The following is a 17,712-nucleotide window of genomic DNA, read 5'->3' on the forward strand; positions in this document are numbered from 1 at the left end:
GCCCGGGAAGAACCGGCAGGTCAGGGCCGCACGGGGATCGCGACCCCCAAATGGGTGCGCCCGGCAGGTATCTGCCGGGCGCCGCGCCGGGGTACGAGACGTACTCACGCAGATGATGGATCACGCGTAGGCCGAATGATCCAGACGGAGTGGATCAGCCGGACAGCGGGGCGGGATCAGGCCAGCGCGACCAGATCCTGGTAGTCCGCGCCCCACAGGTCCTCGACACCGTCCGGCAGCAGGATGATGCGCTCCGGCTGGAGTGCCTCGACCGCTCCCTCGTCGTGGGTGACGAGGACGACGGCGCCCTTGTACGTGCGCAGCGCGCCGAGGATCTCCTCGCGGCTGGCCGGGTCGAGGTTGTTCGTCGGCTCGTCCAGGAGCAGCACGTTGGCGGAGGAGACGACCAGGGTCGCCAGCGCGAGACGGGTCTTCTCACCGCCGGAGAGGACGCCGGCGGGCTTGTCGACGTCGTCGCCGGAGAAGAGGAAGGAGCCCAGCGTCTTGCGGACCTCGACGAGATCGAGGTCGGGCGCCGCGGAGCGCATGTTCTCCAGGACGGAGCGGTCCGGGTCGAGGGTCTCGTGCTCCTGGGCGTAGTAGCCGAGCTTGAGGCCGTGGCCCTCGATCACCTGGCCGGTGTCGGGCTTCTCGGCACCGCCGAGGAGCCGCAGCAGCGTGGTCTTGCCCGCGCCGTTGAGGCCGAGGATGACGACCCGGGAGCCCTTGTCGATGGCGAGGTCCACATCGGTGAAGATTTCGAGCGAGCCGTAGGACTTGGACAGGCCCTCCGCCATCAGGGGGGTCTTGCCGCACGGCGAGGGCTCGGGGAAGCGGAGCTTGGCGACCTTGTCGGAGACCCGGACGGCCTCCAGGCCGGAGAGCAGCCGCTCGGCGCGCTTGGCCATGTTCTGGGCGGCAACGGTCTTGGTGGCCTTCGCGCGCATCTTGTCGGCCTGCGAGTTGAGGGCCGCGGCCTTCTTCTCGGCGTTCTGCCGCTCGCGCTTGCGGCGCTTCTCGTCGGCCTCGCGCTGCTGCTGGTAGAGCTTCCAGCCCATGTTGTAGATGTCGATCTGCGCGCGGTTGGCGTCGAGGTAGAAGACCTTGTTGACGACCGTCTTGACGAGCTCTTCATCGTGGGAGATCACGATGAAGCCGCCGCGGTAGGTCTTGAGGTAGTCGCGCAGCCAGACGATCGAGTCGGCGTCGAGGTGGTTGGTCGGCTCGTCGAGCAGCAGGATGTCGGCGTCCGAGAAGAGGATCCGGGCCAGCTCGACGCGGCGGCGCTGGCCGCCGGAGAGCGTATGGAGCGGCTGGCCGAGCACCCGGTCGGGCAGGCTGAGCGCGGCGGCGATGGTGGCGGCCTCGGCCTCGGCGGCGTATCCGCCCTTGGTGAGGAACTCCGTCTCCAGGCGCTCGTACTTCTTCATCGCCTTCTCGCGGGTGGCGCCCTTGCCGGTCGCCATCCGCTCCTCGTTCTCCCGCATCTTGCGCAGGATCTCGTCGAGACCGCGAGCGGAGAGGATGCGGTCACGGGCCAGCACGTCGAGGTCGCCGGTGCGCGGGTCCTGCGGGAGGTAGCCCACCTCGCCGGAGCGGGTGATGGCGCCGCCGACGGGGCTCCCCTCGCCCGCCAGGCACTTGGTGAGCGTGGTCTTGCCCGCTCCGTTGCGGCCGACGAGGCCGATGCGGTCGCCCTTGGCGATACGGAAGGAGGCGGACTCGATGAGGATGCGGGCGCCGGCACGCAGCTCGATGCCGGAAGCGGTGATCACGGGAAAAACTCCAGGGCGGTTGGACGGCTGACGGGACGAGGGCGGAGGTGTCTCGACGCCGCTAATGCACAAGGAGAATTGCCATGCGGGCCATTCTACTGGCGGTGTGCAACTGCTTTTCCGCGTGCGTCCAAGGCACTCGCCGGACGGTCGCCACGCGTCGCCGCCCCACTCCACCGCGCAACCAAAAAGGCCATAGCGGTTTGAACCGGCTGATACTCGGCGGAGATGCGGAGGTGGTGAGACCACCGCGGCCGGAGTGGAGGGTGGTGACCCATGCAGTTCGACGACGACGCCGACCTGGACACGTCCGAGGTCCAGGATGTGCGCGGCAGCCGGATCCGGGCGGCAGGGCCACCGTGGGCGGCGGCATCGTCGCGCTGATCCTGGGACTGCTCTTCGGCGTCGGCCCCGATCAGCTCGGCCTCTCGTCCGGCGGCCCGGACACGACGGCGACCGCGTCGTCGGCGGCACAGGTGGAGCAGTCCTGCCGGACCGCGGACATCCGGGACGGGCTCGACGCTGCGGCCGCGGTCGGCGACGACCGGATCCCGGAGAAGTTCCAGGGCCGGGTCACGCCGGAGTCCTGGACGCACGGCTCGGCCGCGCAGCGCCGGCAGTGGTTCACCACCGGCTTCCGCAGCGGCGACATGGCCGACTGCGACACCTTCCGCTGACCCCGGGCCCGGAGCCGTGCCGGGCCGTTGTCAGTGACCGATGGAAGACTGAGACGCAGATCACAGCAGCGGGTCACGGGAGTACGAAAAGGGGTGAGCGCCATGGCAGGCGCACCGGCCGGCGTTCCGACGATCTATCCGACGATTCTGTACGACGACGCGAAGGCCGCGATCAGGACGCTGACGGAGGGCCTCGGCTTCACCGAGGAAGCGGTGTACGAGGGCGAGGGCGGCCAGGTGCTCCACGCCGAGCTGTCCTGCGGCAACGGCAGGGTGATGCTGGGCTCCAAGGGTCGCGACGGCGTCTTCGCCAAGGCGATGCGGGACGCCGGTCCCGCCGGGGTCTACGTCGTGGTCGACGAGGTCGACGCGCACCATGCCAGAGCCGTGGAGCACGGGGTCGAGATCCTGATGCCGCCCACCGATCAGGACTACGGCTCGCGCGACTACATGGCACGGGACGCCGAGGGCAATGTGTGGAGCTTCGGTACGTACGCACCGGGATCGGCGGACTGACGGCCGGACGGGCCCGGGGCGGGGCCCGTCCGGCACGGGGTGTCAGGCGCCGCCGGTGTGCACCTGGAACGCGGCCCGGCGCACCGCCTTGGCCAGCGCGGGGTCCGGGTGCGCGGCGGCCAGGGCCACCAGCACCTGCACGGTGCGCGGGTGGCCCACGGCCCGTACCTCGTCCAGCAGGGCGGGCACCGTGCCCTGGACGGCCGAGTCGAGATGGCGGACCAGCAGCCCGGTCTCGCCGTGGTCGGCGACGGCCGCCGCGGTGTCGACCCAGAGCCAGGTGGCCTCCTCCCGGCTGAGGACGTCCTGGGCGTCCTCGGGGTCGGCTCCGTCGCACTCGGCCAGCCAGAGCAGCGCGTAGGGGCGCAGCGAGGGGTCGGCGACGACGGAGCGCACCTCGGGCTCGGCGGGGGCGCCGACGACCCGGAGCGCCTCGAAGGCGAGCCCCCGCAGGAGCGCGTCCTCGCCGCGGGCGACGGCGAGGAGTTCGGCGACGGCGCTGCCGACGGGGCGGGCGGCCAGCCAGGCCCGGTATTCGTCGCGGGCCGGGCCGGGGGTGAGCCGGGCACAGCCGAGCAGCATGTCCGCGGCGGACTGCTCGATGTTCCCGGCCGGGCTCTGGGCCGCGACGCAGATCTGTTCCAGCTTGACCCAGACCGCCCAGTTGCCGAGCGGGGTGAGGGTGGCGTGTCCGGCGCCGAGGGTGAGCGCGCCGACGGCGGCCAGCCCCTCCAGGGCCCAGTCCAGCAGCAGCGCCACCAGGGCGGCGGGGTGCGGGGCGGGTGCGGATTCGGCCGGTGCGGGCAGCGGCTGGGGGCCGTAGGGCACTTCGCAGCGCTCCTCGCGGAGCTCCGCGACGCGCTGGCCGAGCAGGTCCAGCAGAGCGGGCACGGTGACCGGGCCCGCCGAGAGCTGGAGGAGGGAGAGGACCTGCGGCACGGCCTCGACGGTCTCGGCGACCGCGGTGGACTCGATGTCCGCGGGAGCCGGGTGGACGAGCGACCAGGCGTCGAAGAGCGCCACCCAGCCGCGGAGCACGGCGGAGTCGTCGCGGTCCCAGGCGCGCAGCCGCCAGCCGGGGCGCGCGGTGTCGCCGTGCAGTTCCACGAGGCCGGCGAGCCTGGCCCGGTCCCAGCCGGAGCGCACCTGGGCCGGGGACAATTCCAGAGCTGTCGCGGCCCGTTGGAGGGCCTGGGCGGCGAGCGGTGGTGCGCCGGGGATCGCGCCGTCGGCTGCCCAGCGGGCGATCCGTACGGCGTCGGCGAGGGCCGTCCTGGCCTGGCGGGCCAGTTCCGACCGGGGCGGAGTGCCCTCCGGAGGGCGGGGGGCCGGCCTGGTGCGCCGGGTGGTCACGGCCTTGCGAGCGGTGGCAAGGGGTCGCGGGCGGACAAGTCGCAGCCTGGAGTCGCGCGGGTTACGGGACGTCACGGGAGCAGTCTTGCCCCTGACGGCCCGAAAGCCCAAACGGAACCCGAATTCCCGGTGGAGGGGCCGGTGGACGGGGCCCGGGACCAATCGGCCGAACCCTCGCATCACCTCACATCAGGGGCGTCAGGAAGCGGCGCAGGGTCTCTTCGTAGTGGTCCGGGTCGGCATTCCACATTGCCGCATGCGGAGCCTGCGGTACGGCGTGCAGGGCGATCAGGTCCGGGCGGCGGGCCGCGAGATCGCGGGACGGCTGCCAGGGGGCGAGCCGGTCGTCGGGGCCGTGGAAGATCAGGGTCGGGACGTGCAGTGCCGGTGCGAGGGAGCCGTCCAGCAGCCGGGCGCCGTGCAGTCCGGTCTGCCCCTGGGCGGCGCGGACGGCGAGCGGCAGCAGGACGGCCGGGACGCCGCGGGCGACGGCCAGGGCGCGCAGCGTGGTGGCCCAGTCCAGTACCGGGGAGTCCAGGACGAGGCCGCAGATCCGGTCGCGCAGCGCGGAGTTGACGGCCGCGTGCAGCGCCATCGAGGCGCCGGTGGACCAGCCGTGCAGGACGACCTTCTCGGCTCCGTAGCGCACGGCGAAGCGGATGGCGGCGTCCAGGTCGCGCCACTCGGATTCGCCGAGATGGGCGAGGCCGTCGGGGGAACGCGGGGCTCCGGCGTCGCCCCGGTAGGCCAGGTCGAGCACGGGCAGGCGCTGGTCGTGCAGGAACCTCATGACGTTCATGGGGTGTTCCCTGGTGGTGCCGAGGCCGTGCACGGTGATGACCCAGGTGTCGCGGGGGCCGGTGAGGAACCAGGCGGGCAGGGCGCCCAGTTCGCCGGGGATCTCGACCTCCTGGTGGCGGAGGCCGAGCGCCGAGAACGGGTCGCCGCTGTGCAGTTGCGGGGTGACGCGGACCTTGGTGCCGGTATCCAGGCTGCCGTGGTCGACGCGTTCCAGTCTGCGTACGACGGTGTCGGGGGCGTGGTGGGCGTGCTCGATCACCGGGCCGACCACGGCATGGACGCCCTTGCCCACCAGTCCGTACGTGCCGGGCCGCAGGGCGGTGAGGGAGCGGGTCAGGGTGATCTGCCCGGCCGCCGTGGCGTGCACGGTGAGTCTGCGGTCGGCGGGGAGCGGCCGCCCGGACGGCGCCCTGAGGGCGGCGTCGCTGGCCAGCCGGCCGGCCACGACCGCTGCCGCACCGACGCCGAGGATCGTGGTGACGGCTGCTGCCGTGACTGTTGCCGGGCGCACGGCTTCAGTGTCACGGGGAGTGCGGGACCCTGCCACAGGCCTTAGCCCGTCCGGTGGGCCGGGCCGGGTCAGCCCGGCTGTCCGTATCCCTTGAGCGCCTCCTGCACATCGCTCAGCTGCTCCGGCGAGAGCAGGTTCGGGGTGAGCCCGGGGACGGAGCTCGCGGCGAGCCAGAGCCGGCAGAGCCACTCCAGCTGGGCGGTCCGGTCGTACGCCTGGTCCAGGGTGGCTCCGTAGGTGACGGTTCCGTGGTTCTGGAGGAGGCAGCCCGTGCGGTCGCTCAGGGCGGCGAGCATGTTCTCGGCCAGTTCCGCGGTGCCGTAGCGCGCGTAGGCCGCGACGCGGACGGGGCCGCCCAGCATGGCGGCGGCGTAGTGCACCGACGGGACCTCGGGCACCAGCGTGGAGACGGCCGTGGCGTGCACCGCGTGGGTGTGCACGACGGCGGCCGCGTCGGTGTTCCGGTAGACGGCGAGGTGGAGCGGCAGCTCGCTGGTCGGGGCCAGTGAGCCGAGTACGCGGTTGCCCTCCGGATCGACGCCGACGGCGTCCTGGGGGCCCAGCCGGTCGTACGGCACTCCGCTCGGTGTGACCAGGATGGTGTCGCCGACCCGTGCCGACACGTTTCCCGAGGTCCCGACGACGAGACCCTCGGCCGCCGTCCTGCGGGCGGTGGTGACGACACCGTCCCAGGCACGCTCGATCGCGTTCCGCTGCTGATCGCTCATGCGCCGATCCTGTCAGTCCCGGAGACGAACGGGTATGCGATCGGCCACAGCCGCGCTCCACCGGAAAGCCGGGCCGCGCCTCCCTCCGGACACAAGCGGAATGCCTCCGCCCCGGTTTGGAACACCCCAGCGCCCTGCTCAGTTCACCTTCCGTTCACCCAGGTTGCCTACGGTCCACATGCCAATGACGTCGAACGATTGCCTGGGTAAATGGAACACATCACGCTGCTACTCGCGATTGTGATCGTGACAGCTCTAGTGTTCGATTTCACGAACGGTTTCCACGACACCGCGAACGCGATGGCGACGACCATCTCGACCGGTGCACTCAGACCGAAGACAGCGGTGGCCATGTCCGCCGTTCTCAATCTCGTCGGCGCGTTCCTGTCGGTGGAGGTCGCCAAGACGATCTCCGGCGGGATCATCAACGAGGACGGGCTGCGCACAGAAGTCATCTTCGCGGCACTCGTCGGCGCCATTCTGTGGAATCTGCTGACCTGGCTGGTCGGACTGCCGTCCAGCTCCTCGCACGCCCTGTTCGGCGGTCTGATCGGCGCGGCCGTGATGTCCGCGGGCTGGTCGTCCGTCAACGGCGGCACCGTCGTCACCAAGGTGCTGCTCCCCGCGGTCGCCGCCCCGATCGTCGCCGGTCTGGCCGCGCTGCTGGCCACCAGACTGACGTACCGGATCGGCGGAAAGGTCCGCAACGACGCCCAGGAGAAGGCCACCGCCAAGGGGTACCGGGCCGGCCAGATCGCCTCGGCCGGGCTGGTCTCCCTCGCCCACGGCACCAACGACGCGCAGAAGACCATGGGCATCATCACCCTGGCCCTGGTCACCGGCGGCGTCCTGCACCCGGGCGCCAACCCGCCGGTCTGGGTCATCGTCTGCGCCGGTACGGCCATCGCTCTCGGCACCTACCTGGGCGGCTGGCGCATCATCCGCACCATGGGCAGCGGCCTCACCGACCTCAAGCCGCCGCAGGGCTTCGCCGCCCAGACCAGTGCGGCCACCGTCATCCTGGCCTCCTCGCACCTCGGCTTCTCCCTCTCCACCACCCAGTCCTGCTCCGGCGCCGTGATGGGCGCGGGCCTCGGCCGCCAGGGCGGTGTGGTCCGCTGGTCCACCGCCACCCGGATGTTCGTCGCCTGGGGTCTGACCCTGCCGGCCGCCGGTCTGGTCGGTGCGGGCGCGGAGCTCCTCACCAAGCAGGGCACCTGGGGTGTCGTGGTCGTCGCGGCGCTGCTGGTCGTGGGCTCCGGTGCGATCTGGATGGTGTCGCGCCGCAAGCCGGTCGGCCACGACGATGTCGCGCCGACGGACGTCGACGACGAGCCCGCGGGCGTCGTCACCACGGCCATCGCCGCCGTGAGCCCGCCGCCCACCACGGCCCAGGCAGCGGCCCAGAACCTCATGACCACCATTCCGGCCCCGGCCGGAACCACCCAGGACCCGGCGCGACCCGCCACCGTCTGACCCGGCCGTCTAAGGATTCAGCATGAACATCGACTGGGCAGCCCTCGGCTCCGTATTCGGCGTCTCCCTCGTTGTCACCGTCGCGCTGGTGGGCCTCTTCACCCTGGGCATCGTCGGCCTCTCCAAGCAGCCGGAACCGGCGGCGCAGGGCGGCTCCGGCGGCTCGGTGCTGCTGGCCCGCGCCGGCGCGTACGTCTGCTTCGGGCTGTGCGCGGCGGCCGTCACGTACGGCATCTATCTGATCGTCGCCTGAACCACCCCGCGCACGCTCCCCGTCGGGCCGGACACCACAGGTGTCCGGCCCGATGTGGGTATCAGCACACTGCGCCGCCGCAGGTCAACGGCAGGTTGACGGGCGTTCGCGGAGCGTGGTGGACTGCCGGAGCCAATTACGGCGACAGCAGAGGAAGCCGGTGCGAATCCGGCGCGGTCCCGCCACTGTCACCGGGGAGCGGTCCCCCATACCGGAAGTCACGGCACGCGCGAGCGGGCTGGAAGGCCGGGGGAACCGCGGATCCGGGAGCCAGGAGACTCTCGTCGCCGGTCACGTCGAACCAGGGCGCGGACCCTGAGTGAGGACATATCGCCATGCCCGGCTGCCGTGCGTCCGCTGATCCGGTGCTCTCGACGAGAGCCTCCTGTACGAAGGTCCACCGAGGCGCGACGGCCGGCTGAGCCGTGCGAGCCGACCGCATCTTCGCGTACGGCGCCACAGTCGGTCTGATCGGCGATCTGCTGCTCGGTGATCCCCGCCGGGGACACCCGGTCGCCGCCTTCGGGCGGGCCGCGGCGGGCGTCGAGCGCCGGCTGTGGCGCGACCACCGCGGGTGGGGCGCGCTGCACACCCTCGTCTGCGCCGGAGGCGCCGCTGGTGGTGCCGCGCTGCTCGCCCGTGCCGTACGCCGCAGCCCCGCCGCCTCCGTGGCGCTGACCGCGGCCGCCACCTGGTCCGTCGTCGGCGGCACCTCCCTGGGCCGTGAGGCACGGGCCATCGGCTCCGCCCTGACGGCCGGTGACATCGACCTGGCCCGCGAACGGCTGCCGCATCTGTGCGGGCGCGACCCGCAGTCCCTGGACGGTCCGCAGATCGCCCGCGCCGTGGTCGAGTCCGTGGCGGAGAACACCTCGGACGCCGTGGTCGGCGCCCTGGTGTGGGGCGCGCTGGCCGGGGTCCCCGGGCTGGCCGGCTTCCGGGCCGCCAACACCCTCGACGCCATGGTCGGGCACAAGTCGCCCCGCCACCGGCGCTACGGCTGGGCCTCGGCCCGCCTCGACGACCTCGCGGGCTGGCCCGGCGCCCGGCTCACGGCCCTGCTCGCCGTGGCCGCCGGGGAGCGGCCACGTGGAGCGGTCCGCGCCTGGCGGGCCGATGCCGCCAAGCACCCGAGCCCCAACGCGGGCCCGGTGGAGGCCTCGTTCGCGGGTGCGCTCGGCGTACGGCTCGGCGGCACCCTCGCGTACGGCGGCCGGGTCGAGCACCGCCCCGTGCTCAACGGGGAGACGGGCCGGGCGGTGGAGACCGAGGACATCGAGCGCGCGGTGCGGCTGTCGCGCCGGGTGGGCGCGCTGGCCGTCGGCGTGTGCGTGGCGGGACGGCTCGGCGCGGCCCTGGCCGCACGACGGATCACGGGGCGCCGCACGGCGGGGCCTCGCATCGCAGGACGGAGAAGCGCATGAGCGGCGGGCTGCTGGTCGCCGGAACCACTTCCGACGCGGGCAAGAGCGTCGTCACCGCGGGCATCTGCCGCTGGCTCGTGCGCCGGGGTGTGAAGGTGGCGCCCTTCAAGGCGCAGAACATGTCGCTGAATTCGTTCGTCACCCGCGAGGGCGCCGAGATCGGGCGCGCCCAGGCCATGCAGGCCCAGGCCGCCCGCGTGGAGCCGAGCGCGCTGATGAATCCGGTCCTGCTCAAGCCCGGCAGCGACCGCTCCAGCCAGGTCGTCCTGATGGGGAAGCCGGTCGGCGAGATGAGCGCCCGCGGCTACCACGGCGGCCGGCAGCAGGCGCTGCTGTCCACGGTCGTGGACTGTCTGGAGCAGCTCCGGAGCACGTACGACGCGGTGATCTGCGAGGGGGCGGGCAGCCCGGCCGAGATCAATCTGCGGCGCACGGACATCGTGAACATGGGCATCGCACGGGCGGCGCGCTTCCCGGTGGTGGTCGTCGGCGACATCGACCGCGGTGGTGTCTTCGCCTCGTTCTTCGGTACGACGGCGCTGCTCGCCGCCGAGGACCAGTCGCTGATCGCCGGCTATCTCGTCAACAAGTTCCGCGGCGACGTGTCGCTGCTGGAGCCGGGCCTGGAGATGCTGCGGGACATCACCGGACGGCCGACGTACGGGGTGCTGCCCTTCGCCCACGGCCTCGGCATCGACGAGGAGGACGGTCTGAGGGTCTCGCTGCGCGGAGCCGTGCGCGAATCGGTCGTCGCGCCGCCGCACGGCGAGGACGTGCTGCGCGTCGCGGTGTGCGCGGTGCCCCTGATGTCGAACTTCACCGATGTGGACGCGCTGGCCGCCGAGCCCGGCGTCGTCGTCAGGTTCGTGGACCGCGCCGAGGAGCTGTCCGACGCGGACCTCGTCGTCGTGCCCGGCACCCGCGGCACCGTGAAGGCGCTGGCCTGGCTGCGCGAGCGCGGCCTCGCCGACGCGCTGGCGCGGCGCGCGGCCGAGGGCCGGCCGGTCCTCGGCATCTGCGGCGGCTTCCAGGTCCTCGGCGAGCACATCGAGGACGAGGTCGAGTCGCGGGCCGGGCGGGTCGAGGGCCTCGGCCTGCTCCCCGTACGCATCCGCTTCGACCGTGAGAAGACCCTGGCCCGGCCCGTCGGCGAGGCGCTCGGCGCACCGGTCGAGGGGTACGAGATCCACCACGGCGTGGCGGACGTGCACGGCGGAGAACCGTTCCTCGACGGTTGCCGGGTCGGCGTCGTGTGGGGCACCCACTGGCACGGTTCGCTGGAGAGCGACGAATTCCGCCGCCGCTTCCTGACCGAGGTCGCACGGGCCGCCGGCCGGCGCTTCGTCCCCGCTCCCGACACCGCGTTCGCGGCGCTGCGCGAGGAACAGCTCGACCGCCTCGGCGATCTCGTAGAAGAGCACGCGGACACCGACGCGTTGCTGCGGCTCCTGGAGTCGGGCGCGCCGTCGGGGCTTCCCTTCATCGCTCCTGGAGCCCCCGCGGCCACGGGGAGCCGCCGATGATCCCGGGCGCCGGCCCAGGCCGCCTTTTTCATACCCATTCACCCGCAGGAAGGACCGCCTCGTGAGCACGCATTTCCCGTTCACCGCCGTCGTCGGGCAGCAGGACCTGCAACTCGCCCTGCTGCTCAACTCCGTCGCGCCGAACATCGGTGGCGTGCTCGTACGGGGCGAGAAGGGCACCGCGAAGAGCACTGCCGTGCGCGCACTCTCGGCGCTGCTGCCGGAGGTTGACGTCGTCTCCGGGTGCCGTTTCTCCTGCGACCCCGTATCGCCCGACCCGGCGTGTCCCGACGGTCCCCATGAGGCGGGGGCCGGTGTGTCGCGGGACGCCCGGATGGTCGAGCTGCCCGTCGGCGCGTCCGAGGACCGGCTCGTGGGGGCGCTCGACATCGAGCGGGCGCTCGCGGAGGGCGTGAAGGCCTTCGAGCCGGGCCTGCTGGCCGACGCGCATCGCGGGATCCTCTACGTCGACGAGGTCAACCTGCTCCACGACCACCTCGTGGACCTGTTGCTGGACGCGGCCGCCATGGGCGCCTCGTACGTCGAGCGCGAAGGCGTCTCCGTACGGCACGCGGCGCGTTTCCTGCTCGTCGGGACGATGAACCCCGAAGAGGGCGAACTGCGACCGCAGTTGCTCGACCGCTTCGGGCTGACCGTCGAGGTCGCCGCGTCCCGGGAGACCGATCAGCGGGTCGAGGTCGTGCGGCGGCGTCTCGCCTTCGACGACGACCCCGCGGCCTTCGCCGCCGGGTGGGCCGACGAGGAGGACGGGCTGCGGGCGAGGATCGCCGCCGCGCGTGCGCTGCTGCCCGAAGTGCGGCTCGGGGACGCGGCGTTGCGGCAGATCGCGGCCACCTGCGCGGCCTTCGAGGTCGACGGGATGCGCGCGGACATCGTGATGGCGCGGACGGCCACCGCGCTGGCCGCCTGGGCGGGGCGTACGGATGTGCTCGCCGAGGACGTGCGGCAGGCCGCCCTGCTCGCGCTCCCCCACCGGCGCCGGCGCAATCCGTTCGACGCGCCGGGCCTCGACGAGGACAAGCTCGACGACACGCTGGAGCAGAACGGCGGCGAGGACGACGATCCGGACCCGGACGGCCCGGGTGGCGGCGGCCGGCCCCCGCGGGGCGACGGCCCCGACACGCCGCCGCAGCCCGAGGACGAGGCCTGCGACACGCCCGCGCCGTCCGTACCCGGGCAGGGGCAGGAACAGGGGCAGGGGCAGTCCTCCGGGGGCGGTGAGCAGCAACCGGTACGCGCTGCCGAGCCGTTCCGCACGAAGATGCTGAGCGTTCCCGGCCTGGGCGAGGGCGCGGCGGGGCGGCGGTCCCGGGCGCGCACCGAGCACGGGCGTACGACCGGCGCGCGGCATCCGCAGGGCGCCCTGACCAAGCTGCATCTGGCGGCGACCGTACAGGCCGCCGCCCCGCACCAGCGGGCGCGGGGGCGGTCGGGGCGCGGGCTGGTGGTCCGGCGGGACGATCTGCGGCAGGCGGTCCGGGAGGGACGTGAGGGGAACCTCGTGCTCTTCGTGGTGGACGCCTCCGGGTCGATGGCCGCCCGGCAGCGGATGGCCGCCGTGAAGGGCGCGGTCCTCTCGCTGCTGCTGGACGCGTACCAGCGGCGCGACAAGGTCGGGCTGATCACCTTCCGGGGCAAGGACGCCGAGGTCGCGCTTCCGCCGACGTCCTCGGTGGACGCCGCGGCGGCGCGGCTGGAGCTGCTGCCGACCGGTGGGCGCACCCCCGTCGCGGCCGGGCTGCTGAAGGCCCATGAGGTGCTGCGGGTGGAGCGGCTGCGTGATCCGTCGCGGCGGCCGCTGCTCGTCGTGGTGACCGACGGGCGGGCGACCGGGGGGCCCGAGCCGGTGGCGCTGGCGACCCGGGCGGCGCGGCTGCACGAGGCGGAGGGCATCGCGTCCGTCGTCGTGGACTGCGAGTCGGGGCCGGTACGGCTCGGCCTCGCGGGGAGCCTGGCGCACGCTCTCGGGGGCAGTGCCGTCACGCTCGACGAGTTGCGGGCCGACTCGATCGCCGGGCTCGTCAAGGACGTTCAGGAAACCAACAGGAGGGCTGCGTAATGCCGCAGGGACAGCCGACCACCGTGCCCGATGACGGGCTCACCACCCGTCAGCGCCGCAATCGGCCGCTGCTGATGGTGCACACCGGCATCGGCAAGGGGAAGTCGACGGCGGCCTTCGGGCTCGCGCTGCGCGCCTGGAATCAGGGGTGGCCCATCGGCGTCTTCCAGTTCGTCAAGTCGGCGAAGTGGAAGGTCGGCGAGGAGAACGCGCTGAAAGTCCTCGGCGCGAGCGGCGAGGGCGGGTCCGTCGTCTGGAACAAGATGGGCGAGGGCTGGTCGTGGGTCCAGCGCGACGACCAGCTGAACAACGAGGAGGCGGCGCGCGAGGGCTGGGAGCAGGTCAAGCGCGACCTGGCCGCCGAGACGTACCGGCTGTACGTCCTCGACGAGTTCGCGTACCCGATGCACTGGGGATGGGTCGACACCGACGAGGTGGTCGACGTGCTGCGCAGCCGTCCCGGCACGCAGCACGTGGTCATCACCGGGCGCAACGCACCGCAGCAGCTGCTGGACGCCGCCGACCTGGTGACCGAGATGTCGAAGATCAAGCACCCGATGGACGCCGGTCAGAAGGGTCAGCGGGGCATCGAATGGTGAAGGACCCGCGGTGAACGTTCCTCGTCTGGTGATCGCCGCGCCTTCGTCGGGCAGCGGCAAGACCACCGTCGCCACGGGGCTGATGGCGGCCTTCGCGGGGCGCGGCCTCGCCGTGTCCCCGCACAAGGTCGGACCCGACTACATCGACCCCGGCTATCACACGCTGGCCACGGGCCGGCCGGGGCGCAACCTCGACGCGTACATGTGCGGCCCCGATCCGGTCGCCCCGCTGTTCGCGCACGGGGCGCGGGGGTGCGACCTGGCGGTGGTCGAGGGCGTGATGGGGCTGTACGACGGGGCGGCGGGCCAGGGCGAACTGGCCTCGACCGCCCAGGTCGCCAAGCTGCTGCGGGCGCCCGTGGTGCTGGTCGTCGACGCGTCGTCGCAGTCGCGTTCCGTGGCCGCGCTGGTGCACGGCTTCGCCTCATGGGATCCGCAGGTGCGGATCGGCGGGGTGATTCTGAACAAGGTGGCCTCGCAGCGGCACGAGGCGCTGCTGCGGGACGCGCTGGACGAGTCCGGTCTGCCGGTGCTGGGGGTGCTGCGGCGGGCCGAGCAGGTGGCGGTGCCATCGCGGCACCTGGGGCTGGTGCCGGTGGCCGAGCGGCGCGGCGACGCGGTGGGCGCGGTCGAGGCGATGCGGGAGCAGGTGGTGGCGGGGTGCGATCTGGACGCGCTGATGGCGTTGGCCCGGTCCGCGCCCGCTCTGCCGGGTGAGGCGTGGGACGCGACGGAGGCGATCGGGGCCTGCGGCGGGCCCGTGCCGCCGTCCTCCCCCGCCGGTGGCCGGGGCCCGGTCGTGGCCGTGGCCTCCGGCGCAGCGTTCACTTTCTCCTACGCCGAGCACACCGAGCTGCTCACCGCCGCCGGAGCCGAGGTCGTGCCGTTCGATCCGTTGCGGGACGAGGCGCTGCCCGAGGGCACGCGGGGGCTGGTCATCGGCGGGGGCTTCCCGGAGGTGTACGCCTCCGAGCTGTCGGCCAACGCGGCGCTGCGCAGGGCCGTGGTCGAGCTGGCGGACTCGGGGGCCCCGGTCTCCGCCGAGTGTGCGGGGCTGCTGTATCTGGCGCGTTCGCTCGACGGGCTGCCGATGTGCGGGGTCCTCGACGCCGAGGCCCGGATGTCGAAGCGGCTGACGCTCGGCTACCGGCAGGCGGTGGCGGTCTCCGACAGTGTGCTGGCGGCGCCCGGCACCCGGGTGCGCGGGCACGAGTTCCACCGCACGGTGCTGGAGCCGGGTGCCGGGGCCGCTCCGGCGTGGGGCATGCACCAGCCGGAGCGGCGGGTCGAGGGGTTCGTGCAGGGCGGCGTGCACGCCAGCTATCTGCACACGCACTGGGCTTCGGAGCCCGGCATGGCGCGCCGGTTCGTCGAGCGGTGCGGGAAATGAGCCGCGTCCTCTGTACGGGCAGGCCGGTTGGTGCCGGGCCTGGTGGCCCGGCACCGGCGCGGTGCTCAGTCCGCGACGCCCACCACGAGCCAGATGAAGCCCACCCCGGCCACGGTGCACAGCAGTGTGGAGCGGGCCGGGTGTGCGTGGTGCGCCTCGGGGAGGATCTCGGCGGCGGCGAGGTAGAGCAGCGCGCCGCTGAAGAAGCCGAGATAGCAGCCGAGAAGTTCCTCCGGAAGGGTGAACAGAAGGGTCGTCGCGGCGCCCACGAGGGGTGCCAGGGCATCCGCGAACAGCATGAACAGGGCCTTGCGGCGGGCGTTCCCGTACAGGCTGGTGATCGTGTACGTGTTGAAGCCGTCGGCGAAGTCGTGCGTGATGACGGCGAGGGCGACGGCGGCTCCCATGCCGGCGCCCACCTGGAAGGCCGCACCGAGCGCGATGCCGTCCATCAGGCTGTGGCCGACCATCGCCGCCGCCGCCGTGAGCCCGACCTGCGGCACCCGCTCCTCGCCCGCGCCGTGGGCCGCCTGGCGTACCGCGAGCAGCCGCTCCACGAGGTGCGCGAGGAGGAAGCCGCCGACGAACAGCAGCAGGGCGGCCGGGACGCCGAAGACGGGTTCGCCCGCGGCGTCGATCGCCTCCGGCAGCAGGTCCAGGCCGACCACTCCGAGCATCAGCCCGCCGGCGAGGCCGAGGACCAGATGACGGCGGTCGGTGACGCGCTGGGCGACCCAGCCGCCCGCCAGGGTCATCAGGAACGCGCCGAGCGCGACGAACACCGCCATGCGCTCTTGCTAGCCGATTGACCCCGGTGCGCGCATCTCAGCGCGCCCCGCGCCGCGCCCTCCTGCTCGCACACTCCGAAAGGACCCCGGCCCATGTCCGAAGCAGTCGACGCAGCCGCCGTGTTGCGGCCCGCGTCGCTCGCCGTCGGGGTCGGCGCGTCCAGGGGCGCACCGGCCGACGAGGTCCTCGGGCTGGTCCGGGACACCCTGCGCGGGGCCGGACTCTCGCCGCTGGACGTCGCGGAGCTGGTGACCGTGGACGCCAAGGCGGACGAGCCGGGAATCGTCGCAGCCGCCGCGGCGCTCGGCGTACCGCTGCGTACGTACCCGGCCGTGGAGCTGGCCCGTGTCGAGGTGCCCGGTCCGTCCGGCGCACCGCTCGCCGCGGTCGGTACGCCGTCGGTCGCTGAGGCCGCCGCGCTCGTGGCGGGGGGTGAGCTCCTCGTACCGAAGCGGAAGTCGGCCCCTCGGGGGCGGGCGCCGATGGTGACCTGTGCGGTGGCGCGCCGCGATCCGTGCGGGCGGGCGGACGCGGCGGATGTGCCGTCCGGTCCCGGCCGTTGCGTGGAGCCGGGTGCCGGGCGCATAGTCGTTCTTCCGGACTCCGAGGACCGGGCGGCACCGCCGCGACAACCGGCCTCCCGCCCCGACGACGACGGCCCTCACCCCCACCCCACGGCGGCCATGCACACTCCCACGGAAAGTCCCGACGCGACCGGCGCGGGCACGCACGATCTGCGGCACCACGGTGACGCGGAAGTACGGGGACAGGACCGGGATCTGACCGATCTCGCCGTCAACGTACGGGCCGGGACTCCCCCGGCCTGGCTCAGGGACCGGATATCCGCGTCGCTCGGCTCGCTCGCCGCCTACCCGGACGGCCGTCCGGCGCGGGCGGCGGTCGCTGCCCGGCACGGGCTGCCGGTGGAGCGGGTGCTGCTGACGGCGGGTGCGGCGGAGGCGTTCGTGCTGATCGCCCGGGCGCTGCCGGTCCGCCGTCCGGTCGTGGTCCATCCGCAGTTCACCGAGCCGGAGGCGGCGCTGCGCGCGGCCGGGCACGAGGTGGGACGGGTGCTGTTGCGGGCCGAGGACGGATTCCGGCTGGATCCGTCGGCGGTGCCCGAGGACGCGGATCTGGTGGTGGTCGGCAATCCGACCAACCCCACGTCGGTGCTGCATCCGGCGGCGGTGCTGGAGCAACTGGCGCGTCCCGGCCGGACGCTGGTGGTCGACGAGGCGTTCATGGACGCGGTGCCGGACGAGCGCGAAACACTGTGCGGGCGTACGGACGTCCCGGGGCTCGTCGTGCTGCGGAGCCTCACCAAGACCTGGGGGCTCGCGGGGCTGCGGATCGGTTACGTGCTGGCCGGCCCGGGGACCATCCGCGCGCTGGAGGAGACCCAGCCGCTGTGGCCGGTGTCGTCCCCGGCGCTGACGGCCGCCGAGGCGTGCATGGAGCCGGGTGCCCTGGCCGAGGCGGCCGCCGCCGCGGAGCGGATCGCGGTGGACCGGGCCCATCTGGTGGCGGGGCTCATGGAGTTCACCGAGGTCCGGGTGGCGGGGCCCGCCGAGGGTCCGTTCGTCCTGGTGCGGCTGGAGCGGGCCGCCGAGGTGCGGGAGCGGCTGCGGATGCTGGGGTTCGCGGCACGCCGGGGAGATACGTTCCCCGGTCTCGGCCCCGAGTGGCTGCGGCTGGCCGTGCGCGACCGTGTCACGACCAACCGCTTCCTCCAGGCTTTCGACCAGGCACTGCAGACGCTGGGCTCGGCGGTGCGCTGACGGGGCAGCCGGTGCACAGCCGGCACCGGCTGCCCCGCT

General features: G+C 73.2%; 14 protein-coding genes, 1 pseudogene and 1 riboswitch. Of the genes and pseudogenes, 10 read left to right on the forward strand and 5 right to left on the reverse strand.

Features of this window, described 5'->3' with window-relative positions; all coding sequences use genetic code 11:
• Positions 1-176: 176 nt before the first annotated feature.
• Positions 177-1,775, reverse strand: a complete 1,599-nt coding sequence (locus tag BT364_RS00300; RefSeq protein WP_072483001.1) for an ABC-F family ATP-binding cassette domain-containing protein — start codon at positions 1,773-1,775, stop codon at positions 177-179.
• Positions 1,776-2,051: 276 nt separating this feature from the next.
• Here BT364_RS00300 and BT364_RS00305 point away from each other — a divergent pair.
• Together BT364_RS00305 and BT364_RS00310 are read left to right on the forward strand one after the other, a co-directional pair.
• Positions 2,052-2,452: pseudogene (locus BT364_RS00305) on the forward strand (neutral zinc metallopeptidase).
• Positions 2,453-2,554: 102 nt separating this feature from the next.
• Positions 2,555-2,968 carry a VOC family protein gene (locus tag BT364_RS00310; RefSeq protein ID WP_072483003.1) on the forward strand — a complete coding sequence of 138 codons (414 nt, stop codon included), beginning with the start codon at positions 2,555-2,557 and terminating at the stop codon, positions 2,966-2,968.
• 42 nt (positions 2,969-3,010) lie between these two features.
• Here the strand turns inward: BT364_RS00310 and BT364_RS00315 are convergent, their stop codons facing one another.
• The 3 genes from BT364_RS00315 to BT364_RS00325 form a co-directional block, all read right to left on the reverse strand.
• Complete coding sequence (locus tag BT364_RS00315; protein ID WP_072483004.1) at positions 3,011-4,321, reverse strand: hypothetical protein; 1,311 nt, start codon at positions 4,319-4,321, stop codon at positions 3,011-3,013.
• A 184-nt stretch (positions 4,322-4,505) separates the two neighbouring features.
• Entirely contained in the window at positions 4,506-5,633 is a 1,128-nt protein-coding gene (locus BT364_RS00320) for an alpha/beta hydrolase (protein ID WP_072483005.1), read from the reverse strand.
• A gap of 68 nt (positions 5,634-5,701) precedes the next feature.
• Entirely contained in the window at positions 5,702-6,361 is a 660-nt protein-coding gene (locus tag BT364_RS00325; protein ID WP_072483006.1) for a class II aldolase/adducin family protein, read from the reverse strand.
• Positions 6,362-6,571: 210 nt separating this feature from the next.
• Between BT364_RS00325 and BT364_RS00330 the strand changes: the two genes are divergently transcribed.
• The 7 genes from BT364_RS00330 to BT364_RS00360 all read left to right on the forward strand — a co-directional run bounded on the left by BT364_RS00330 (position 6,572) and on the right by BT364_RS00360 (position 15,106).
• A complete protein-coding gene (locus BT364_RS00330; protein WP_072483007.1) occupies positions 6,572-7,837 on the forward strand; it encodes an inorganic phosphate transporter in 1,266 nt (421 codons plus the stop codon).
• A 22-nt stretch (positions 7,838-7,859) separates the two neighbouring features.
• Positions 7,860-8,090, forward strand: a complete 231-nt coding sequence (locus BT364_RS00335) for a hypothetical protein (RefSeq protein WP_072483008.1) — start codon at positions 7,860-7,862, stop codon at positions 8,088-8,090.
• 151 nt (positions 8,091-8,241) lie between these two features.
• Positions 8,242-8,370, forward strand: a riboswitch (cobalamin riboswitch).
• A 145-nt stretch (positions 8,371-8,515) separates the two neighbouring features.
• Positions 8,516-9,514, forward strand: a complete 999-nt coding sequence (locus BT364_RS00340) for a cobalamin biosynthesis protein (RefSeq protein WP_072483009.1) — start codon at positions 8,516-8,518, stop codon at positions 9,512-9,514.
• On the forward strand, positions 9,511-11,037 hold the full coding sequence (locus BT364_RS00345) for a cobyric acid synthase (protein WP_072483010.1): 1,527 nt from the start codon (positions 9,511-9,513) through the stop codon (positions 11,035-11,037). The genes BT364_RS00340 and BT364_RS00345 overlap by 4 nt, the downstream gene beginning before the upstream one ends.
• A 61-nt stretch (positions 11,038-11,098) precedes the next feature.
• Complete coding sequence (locus BT364_RS00350; RefSeq protein ID WP_072483011.1) at positions 11,099-13,117, forward strand: putative cobaltochelatase; 2,019 nt, start codon at positions 11,099-11,101, stop codon at positions 13,115-13,117.
• Positions 13,117-13,716, forward strand: a complete 600-nt coding sequence (gene cobO, locus BT364_RS00355) for a cob(I)yrinic acid a,c-diamide adenosyltransferase (RefSeq protein WP_072483012.1) — start codon at positions 13,117-13,119, stop codon at positions 13,714-13,716. The genes BT364_RS00350 and cobO overlap by 1 nt, the downstream gene beginning before the upstream one ends.
• 10 nt (positions 13,717-13,726) lie before the next feature.
• Complete coding sequence (locus BT364_RS00360; RefSeq protein ID WP_072483013.1) at positions 13,727-15,106, forward strand: cobyrinic acid a,c-diamide synthase CobB; 1,380 nt, start codon at positions 13,727-13,729, stop codon at positions 15,104-15,106.
• A 65-nt stretch (positions 15,107-15,171) separates the two neighbouring features.
• Here BT364_RS00360 and BT364_RS00365 read toward each other — a convergent pair whose 3' ends face one another.
• Positions 15,172-15,894, reverse strand: a complete 723-nt coding sequence (locus BT364_RS00365) for a ZIP family metal transporter (RefSeq protein WP_072483014.1) — start codon at positions 15,892-15,894, stop codon at positions 15,172-15,174.
• 93 nt (positions 15,895-15,987) lie between these two features.
• Between BT364_RS00365 and cobC the strand changes: the two genes are divergently transcribed.
• Entirely contained in the window at positions 15,988-17,673 is a 1,686-nt protein-coding gene (cobC, locus tag BT364_RS00370; protein WP_072483015.1) for an Rv2231c family histidinol phosphate aminotransferase CobC, read from the forward strand.
• Positions 17,674-17,712: the final 39 nt, after the last annotated feature.

The organism is Streptomyces atratus (assembly GCF_900119365.1).
Lineage (GTDB): Bacteria > Actinomycetota > Actinomycetes > Streptomycetales > Streptomycetaceae > Streptomyces > Streptomyces atratus_B.